The sequence below is a fragment of the Cupriavidus sp. 05N38 genome (assembly GCF_056397345.1).
In genome coordinates this window covers 1-8,330 of the sequence record NZ_JBFTNF010000126.1, presented here as the reverse complement: position 1 = coordinate 8,330, position 8,330 = coordinate 1, and the positions used below count along the sequence as shown (strand labels likewise).

Sequence of the window (8,330 nt, the reverse complement as noted above, 5' to 3'; positions counted from 1 at the left end):
GCCTGGGCGGCTTGCGCGGCGGGGGCGCCCGCGACCGTGCCGGCCGGCGGTGGCCGGCGCCCGTCACGGCGCGCCGGCGGGCGATTCTGCGTGCCGGCGGCCGCAACGGAGCCGGAAGCGACACCCGGATTGCCAGGCTGGCGGCCCTGCTTGGCGGCAGGCGGGGCCGGCGTCTGGACGGGGGATGGGGCGGCCTTGGGCGCGGGCCGGCCGGCATCGGTTTTCCGATCCGGCGGCAAAGGTTTGGCGGGGCGTTGTGCTGACATTGGCCGGGATTATAATCCGCGGCATGAATGCAAGAACCGACACGCCAGCCGACGCGCCCGCGCCGTCCGAAAAAGACGAGCCCCTGCCCGTTCCCGCCCCTGCCGCGCACCTCGTCGCGCCCCTCGACGTGCCCGCCCCGGCCGCCGAGCCGGTCGAGCGAAGCGGCCCCGACCACCAGCAGTTCGTCGACTGGCTGCGCGCGGTCGCCCCGTATATCCACGCGTTTCGCGGCAAGACCTTCGTCATCGCCTTCGCCGGCGAACTGGTCAAGGCCGGCACGCTCAACGCGCTCGTCAACGACGTGGCGTTGCTGCACGCCATGGGCATGCAGATCGTGCTGGTGCACGGCTCGCGCCCGCAGGTGGAAGAGCAACTGGCGCTGCGCCACGTCGAGTCGCAATTCGCCGCCGGCGTGCGCATCACCGACAACGCCGCGCTCGAATGCGCCAAGGAAGCCGCCGGCGAACTGCGCCTGGACATCGAGGCCGCCTTCAGCCAGGGCCTGCCCAACACACCCATGGCCGGCGCCCAGCTCTCGGTGATTTCGGGCAATTTCGTTACCGCGCGCCCGGTCGGCATTGTCGAAGGCGTGGACTACCAGCACACCGGCCTGGTGCGCAAGATCGACGGCGAATCGGTGCGCATGTCGCTCTCGCACGGCAAGGTGGTGCTGCTTTCGCCGCTTGGTTTCTCGCCCACCGGCCAGGCCTTCAACCTGTCGATGGAAGACGTGGCCAGCGCCACCGCCACCGCCATCAAGGCCGACAAGCTGGTCTTCATCACCGAAGTGCCCGGCGTGCAGGACGCGTCCGGCAGGATGATGCCGGAAATGTCGCTGCGCACCGCCGTCGAGCGACTGCAGAACAACCACCTGCCGCCCGAGGTGGCCTATTACCTGGAACACCTGGTCAAGGCCCTCAAGGGCGGCGTGCCGCGCGCGCACCTGATCCCGTTCGAGCTGGACGGCTCGGTGCTGCTGGAGCTGTTCCTGCACGACGGCGTCGGCACCATGATTTCCGACACCGACCTGGAAAGCCTGCGCGAAGCCACGCTGGACGACGTCGGCGGCATCCTGCAGCTGATCGCCCCGCTCGAGCAGGACGGCACGCTGGTGCCGCGCGGGCGCCACCTGATCGAGCGCGACATCGCCAACTTCTCGGTGATCGAGCACGACGGCGTGCTGTTCGGCTGCGCCGCGCTCTACCCGTATTCGCGCGAGGGCATGGCCGAAATGGCCTGCCTCACGGTATCGTCAGAGGCGCAAGGCACCGGCGACGGCGAGCGCCTGCTCAAGCGCATCGAGCGCCGTGCCCGCAGCCTCGGCCTGGATCGCCTGTTCGTGCTTACCACCCGCACCGAGCACTGGTTCCTCAAGCGCGGCTTCGTGCACGCCAACGTGGACGACCTGCCCGAAGACAAGCGCAAGCTGTACAACTGGCAACGCAAGTCGATGGTGCTGATGAAAAAACTGTGACGCCGGTGGGGGTAGCCTGAAGGCTCGCCCCGGCTTCGTTACAATAGCGCCACCGCAACGGCCGGCCGTTTCGCCGCGCCGGCTACATCACACGACAACAAGGAGTTCCCCATGGCCCGCATGGTTCAATGCGTCAAGCTCAACAAGGAAGCCGAAGGGCTCGACCTGCCGCCGCTGCCTGGCGAACTCGGCAAGAAGATCTGGCAGACCGTGTCCAAGGAAGCCTGGGCTGGCTGGCTCAAGCACCAGACCATGCTGATCAATGAAAACCGCCTCAACATGGCCGATACGCGCGCGCGCCAGTACCTGCTCAAGCAGACCGAGAAGTATTTCTTCGGCGAAGGCGCCGACCAGGCCCAGGGCTACGTGCCGCCGCCGCAGGCGTAATGTGCCTGGCGCGCGGCCTGGTGCCGCGCCCGGGAATAAAAAAGGGTGCCTCTCGCGGCACCCTTTTTCGTTCCGGCGCGCCCCGTGCGGGGCCGTCGCAGCCCAGCGTCAGTAGTCGCTGCGCTTGACGCCCTCCGGCGTGCCCAGCAGCAGCACGTCCGCGCCGCGCAGCGCGAACAGGCCGACCGTCACCACGCCCGGCACCTGGTTGATCGAGGCCTCCAGCGCCTTCGGATCGGTGATCTTCAGGCCGCTGACGTCCAGGATCACGTTGCCGTTGTCGGTCTTGAAGATGCCGCCTTCCTTGGTCATGCGCAGGCGCGGCTGGCCGCCGAACGCCGCCAGCTTGCGCGCTACCGCCGCGCGTGCCATCGGAATCACTTCCACCGGCAGCGGGAATGCGCCCATCACGTCGACCAGCTTGCTGCCATCGGCGATGCACACAAAGCGCTGCGCCACCGAGGCCACGATCTTCTCGCGCGTCAGCGCGCCGCCGCCGCCCTTGATCATGGCGCCGCTGGCGTCGATCTCGTCGGCACCGTCCACGTACACGGGGATTTCATCGACCTCGTTCAGGTCCAGCACCTTGAAGCCATGCTGCTGCAGGCGGCGGGTGGAAGCTTCCGAGCTGGAAACCGCGCCGGCAAAGCGCTCCTTGAACGCCGCCACCGCATCGATAAAGAGGTTGGCCGTGGAGCCCGTGCCAACGCCGAGCACGGCACCAGCCGGCACTTCCTTCTCGACATAGTCCGCCGCGGCTTGCGCCACCAGCGCCTTCAGTTCATCCTGATTCATGACAACAGCCCGTCTGCTTTTGGGGGAAACCGCATAGTGTACCGGATTGCCGTGGCATCGCCGGAGGCGCCACCGGCCGGCGGTACAATGGCTTCGAGACCGGCGGCGGACCGCATGAAAGCATCCCGCGCGCCGGCCACCGCATTGCGCTCTGCGCCGCCCTCCCCTGCCGGGGAAGGCAACGATGTACAGCGACGCCCGCGGCCAGGCACACCGGCCCGGCGTCATCACCAACCTCTACCAGCAACTCACCGACCATGAACCAGCTCGATCAGCTCAAGCAGTTCACCACCGTAGTGGCGGACACCGGCGACTTCCAGTTGATGAAGCAGTACACGCCGCAAGACGCCACCACCAACCCGTCCCTGATCCTCAAGGCCGTGCAGAAGGCCGAGTACCGCCCGCTGCTGGACCGCGCCGTGCGCGACAACGACGGCATCGACGCCGTCATGGACGCCTTGCTGATCGGCTTCGGCTGCGAGATCCTGGCCATCGTGCCCGGCCGTGTGTCCACCGAGGTCGATGCCCGCCTGTCCTTCAACACGGAAGCCACCCTGGCCAAGGCCCGCCACCTGATCTCGCTGTACGAGCAGCGCGGCGTGGCGCGCGAACGCGTGCTGATCAAGATCGCCTCCACCTGGGAGGGCATCCGCGCCGCCGAGGTGCTGCAGCGCGAAGGCATCCGCTGCAATATGACGCTGCTGTTCTCGCTGGCCCAGGCCGTGGCCTGCGCCGAAGCCGGCGCGCAACTCATCTCGCCCTTCGTCGGCCGCATTCTCGACTGGCACAAGAAGCAGGCCGGCGACAACTGGGATGTTGCCGCCAATGCCGGCGACAAYGACCCCGGCGTGCGCTCGGTGCGCCAGATCTACGACTACTACAAGAAGTTCGGCCACCCCACCGAAGTGATGGGCGCCAGCTTCCGCAGCACCGAGCAGATCCTCTCGCTGGCCGGTTGCGACCTGCTGACCATCAGCCCGGACCTGCTCGAGAAACTCGCCGCCACCGCAGGCACGGTCGAGCGCAAGCTGTCGGTCGACCAGGCCCAGGCCGCCAATATCGCCCGCATCGAATGCAGCGAAGCGGCCTTCCGCTGGCAGTTGAACGAGGACCAGATGGCCACGGAGAAGCTGTCCGACGGCATCCGCCTGTTCGCAGCGGATGCGGTCAAGCTGGAAGCGCTGATCGCGGGCTAGCCTCCCGCTCACCCAGCTCCCGTTCACACCGGGATGGTCCCTGCGCAATCGGCGGGACCATCCGGTTCAGGATCGGGCCGGCACGGATCCGTCCCACAGCTGCGGCAGCACCACGCCCGCCGGTCCGCGCAGCACGATATCGGCGGTCTGGTCCAGCGCCGAGGGCTCGGGATTGACCACGATGACCTGCGCGCCGTGGTCCTTGGCGATGCCGGGCAGGCCGGCGGCCGGGTACACCAGGCCGGAGGTGCCCACCACCAGGCAGCAATCGCAGGTCTCGGCCGCGTGCTCGGCGCGATAGCGCGCCACGCGCGGCAGGTCCTCGCCGAACCACACCACGCCGGGACGCATCATGGCGCCGCACAGGTTGCAGCGCGGCGGCATGCCGGGAATGGCCGTGGCCGGGTCGCAGCGGCCGCAGCCGTCCAGCCATTTGTTGGCGAACAGGTTGCCGTGCAGTTCGATCACATCGCGGCTGCCGGCGCGCTGGTGCAGGCCGTCGACGTTTTGCGTGACCAGGGTGAGGTTTCTTTGCGCCGCGAGCGCGGCCAGCGCGAAATGCGCGGGGTTCGGATGGGTGGCCGCGACCAGCTCGCGCCGGTGCAGGTACCACTCCCAGACCAGCGCGGGCTGGCGCCGGTAAGCGTCTTCCTGCGCCAGTTCCTCCGGATTGAAACGTGACCAGAGGCCGGTCATGGCATCGCGGAAGGTCGGAACGCCCGACTCGGCCGAGACGCCGGCGCCGGTCAGCACCATGATGCTGCCGGCTCCGGCGATCAGGCCGCGCGCGGCCGCCAGAGAAGGCGCATCGATTTCCGCGGCCATGGGCTCAGCGCGGCAGGCGGCGCTGGCGCACCGCTTCATACAGGCACACGCCGCTGGCCACGGAGACGTTCAGGCTCTCCACGCCGCCGGCCATGGGAATGCCGACCAGTTCGTCGCAAGTCTCGCGCGTGAGGCGACGCATGCCCTCGCCTTCGGCGCCCATGACGAGAGCCATCGGACCCTTGAGGTCGACGTCGTAGACGGTCTTGTCGGCGCCGTCAGCCGTGCCGATCACCCAGATGCCGCGCTCCTGCAATTCGCGCAGGGTGCGCGCCAGGTTGGTGACGGTGATGTAGGGAACGGTCTCGGCCGCACCGCTGGCGACCTTGGCCACGGTGGTGTTGAGGCCCACGCTGCGGTCCTTGGGGGCGATCACGGCATGCGCGCCGGCACCATCGGCCACGCGCAGGCAGGCGCCCAGGTTGTGCGGGTCGGTGACGCCGTCCAGCACCAGCAGCAGCGGCGTGCCTTCGATGCCATCCAGCAGTTCGTCGAGATTGAGTGCCAGCGCCACGTCTTCGGCGCGGGCCACCACGCCCTGGTGGCGATCGGTGCCGGCCATGCCGCGCAGGCGCTCTGCGTCCACCGGATGCAGGCGCACATTGAGGCTTTCGGCAAGCCGGATGAAGTCCTGCATGCGGCGGTCACGCCGCGCGGATTCTACATAGACATCGGTGACGCCCGCGGCGTCCTGGCGCAGGCGCGCGGTGACGGCGTGAAAGCCGATCAGGAGTTTTTGTTTAGCCATGGCGGGATTGTACCCGCCGGGCCTTGCCGCGTGTCCAGAGCGGGGGAACCGGTTGCGGCTCCCCCCGCCACCTCAGCGCTTGCGCGCGGCGCGGCTGCTCTTGCCGGCCGGCTTGCCGCCGCCCTTGGGACCCGACCCGAGATGGGCCGGCTTGGGCTTGGCGGCGCGCTTGGCCGGCTTGCCGCCCTGGCCGATACGCGTCTTGACGGGCGTGATGACGGCCTCGAACACCGGCTGTTCTTCGATCACGCGGTCGAGCGTTTCGTCGAACGATTCTTCCGGCTTGGAGGTGCCGCCCAGCAGCGCCGCCAGCTGGCGGCCCTTCTTGCGCGCCGGCACGGCGTGCGCGGCGGGCACGCGCGGCTGCGCCTCGGTGACCGGCGCACGGGCACGCAGGTTCTTGGCCGACGGTTCCTGCACCAGGCGGAAGTCGATCTTGCGAGCATCCAGGTCCACGCGCGAAACCTGCACGCGCACGCGGTCGGTCAGGCGGTAGCGGATGCCGGTGCGCTCGCCGCGCAGTTCGTTGCGCGCTTCGTCGTACTGGAAGTAGTCGCTGCCCAGCTCGGTAACGTGGACCAGGCCTTCCACATACAGCTCGTCGAGCTGCACGAAGATGCCGAAGGAGGTCACCGAGCTGATGGTGCCGGAGTACTCGCTGCCGAGCTTGTCGCGCATGAAGTAGCACTTGAGCCAGGCTTCCACGTCGCGCGAGGCTTCGTCGGCGCGGCGCTCGTTGGCCGAGCAGTGCAGGCCGAGCTCGTCCCAGATGGCTTCGTTGCGCTTGGCGCGCGCCGCGCTCTGTTCGGCCTTGGCCGCGGCGTCCTTGGCCTGCATGCGGCGGGCCTTGGGCGCGATGGCGGTATTCAGCGCCGTGCCGGGGGCGAACGCCGGCTGGTACTTGGTGTGCGCCAGCACGGCCTTGATGGCGCGGTGGACCAGCAAGTCAGGGTAGCGGCGGATCGGGCTGGTGAAGTGGGCGTAGGCCTCGTACGACAAGCCGAAGTGGCCGATATTGTCCGGGCTGTAGACCGCCTGCTGCATCGAGCGCAGCAGCATGGTCTGCAGCATGGGCGCGTCGGGACGGCTCTTGATCTTGTCCATCACGTCGGCGTAGTCGGCCGCCTGCGGCTTGTCGCCGCCGGCCAGCGACAGCCCCACGGTCCTGAGGAACTCGCGCAGGTTCTTGAGCTTTTCCTCGCTCGGCCCCGCGTGGATGCGATACAGCGTGGGGTGCTTGAAACGCTCGAGAAAATCGGCCGCGCATACGTTGGCGGCCAGCATGCATTCCTCGATCAGGCGGTGCGCGTCGTTGCGGGTGCGCGGCAGGATCTGCTCGATCTTGCCCTGCGCATTGCAGACGATATAGGTCTCGGTGGTGTCGAAGTCGATCGCGCCACGCTCGCGGCGGGACTTGAGCAGGACCTGGAACAGCTCGTACAGGTTCTGCAGGTGCGGCACCAGGTCGGCGCGCTTGTGCGCCTCCGGGCCCTTGGTGTTGGAGAGCACGGCCCAGACCTCGTTATAGGTCAGGCGTGCCGCCGAGTGCATCACGGCCGGGTAGAACTGGTAGGCCTTGAGCTCGCCCTTGGCGGTGATGACCGCATCGCACACCATGCACAGGCGGTCCACCTGCGGGTTGAGCGAGCACAGCCCGTTGGAGAGCTTCTCCGGCAACATCGGGATCACGCGGCGCGGGAAATACACCGACGTGGCGCGGTCCAGCGCATCGGCATCGAGCGGCGTGCCGGGGCGCACGTAGTGCGACACGTCGGCGATCGCCACCACCAGGCGCCAGCCCTTGGCACGCCCGATCTTGACCGGCTCGCAGTAGACCGCGTCGTCGAAGTCGCGTGCGTCTTCGCCATCGATGGTCACCAGCGGCACGTCGCGCAGGTCAATGCGGTGGTCGAGGTCGGATTCGCGCACCGTGTCCGGCAGCGCGGCGGCTTCCTTGGCGCACGCATCGGAGAAGGCATGCGGCACGCCGTACTTGCGCACGGCGATCTCGATCTCCATGCCGGGATCGTCGATGTCGCCCAGCACTTCCACCACGCGGCCCACCGGCTGCACGTAGCGGTCGGGATAGTCGATGATTTCCACGCTGACCACCTGCCCCACGCGCGCCTTGCCCTGCGCCTTGGGCGGAATCAGGATGTCCTGGCTGATGCGCTTGTCTTCCGGCGCCACCACCAGCACCCCGCCTTCACTGAGCAGGCGGCCGATCACGTAGCGGTTGGCGCGTTCGATGATCTCGACGATCTGGCCTTCGGGCCGGCCGCGCCGGTCGTAGCCGATCACGCGCACCTGGGCGCGGTCGTTGTGCATCGCCTTCTGCAGTTCGCGCTCGGGCAGGAAAATATCGTCGTCGCCGTCGTCGCGGATCAGGAAGCCGAAACCATCGCGGTGGCCCTGCACGCGTCCGACCACGAAGTTGGGCTGGTGGGCCAGCTCGTAGCGGCCCTTGCGGTTGAGTTCGATCTGGCCGTCGCGCTCCATGGCGGCGAGGCGTTTCTGGAATCCGTCGTGTTCCTTGCGCGTGACGGCGAGCGCCTTGGCAATGTCGCCAGCCGACAGGGGCGACCCGGACGTCCTCAGGACGCCGAGGATTTCTTCCCGGCTAGGGATCGGATAGTTA

General features: G+C 68.2%; 7 protein-coding genes. 3 read left to right on the top strand and 4 right to left on the bottom strand.

Translation table 11 applies throughout. From position 1 onward, the window contains the following. Positions 1-289 precede the first annotated feature (289 nt). A complete protein-coding gene (argA, locus tag AC1DK4_RS39980) occupies positions 290-1,741 on the top strand; it encodes an amino-acid N-acetyltransferase (RefSeq protein ID WP_441623162.1) in 1,452 nt (483 codons plus the stop codon). 111 nt (positions 1,742-1,852) lie between these two features. Beyond that, positions 1,853-2,128 (top strand): oxidative damage protection protein, encoded by a 276-nt coding sequence (locus AC1DK4_RS39975; RefSeq protein ID WP_441623161.1) that lies wholly within the window; start codon positions 1,853-1,855, stop codon positions 2,126-2,128. Positions 2,129-2,236: 108 nt separating this feature from the next. Here the strand turns inward: AC1DK4_RS39975 and rpiA are convergent, their stop codons facing one another. Beyond that, entirely contained in the window at positions 2,237-2,923 is a 687-nt protein-coding gene (rpiA, locus tag AC1DK4_RS39970; protein ID WP_441623159.1) for a ribose-5-phosphate isomerase RpiA, read from the bottom strand. 257 nt (positions 2,924-3,180) lie between these two features. On the opposite strand from rpiA, the gene tal reads away from it, so the two are divergent. Beyond that, positions 3,181-4,119: a transaldolase gene (tal, locus tag AC1DK4_RS39965; protein ID WP_441623157.1), complete on the top strand. Its 939-nt coding sequence runs from the start codon at positions 3,181-3,183 to the stop codon at positions 4,117-4,119. Positions 4,120-4,185: 66 nt separating this feature from the next. On the opposite strand, the gene AC1DK4_RS39960 is transcribed toward tal, so the two are convergent. The 3 genes from AC1DK4_RS39960 to rnr form a co-directional block, all read right to left on the bottom strand. Continuing rightward, positions 4,186-4,944, bottom strand: a complete 759-nt coding sequence (locus tag AC1DK4_RS39960; protein ID WP_441623155.1) for an SIR2 family NAD-dependent protein deacylase — start codon at positions 4,942-4,944, stop codon at positions 4,186-4,188. 4 nt (positions 4,945-4,948) lie between these two features. Continuing rightward, complete coding sequence (rlmB, locus tag AC1DK4_RS39955) at positions 4,949-5,692, bottom strand: 23S rRNA (guanosine(2251)-2'-O)-methyltransferase RlmB (RefSeq protein ID WP_441623153.1); 744 nt, start codon at positions 5,690-5,692, stop codon at positions 4,949-4,951. Between the two features lie 72 nt (positions 5,693-5,764). Beyond that, positions 5,765-8,330 (bottom strand): ribonuclease R (gene rnr / locus AC1DK4_RS39950; RefSeq protein ID WP_477132227.1); only part of this gene is annotated, 2,566 nt, incomplete at its 5' end.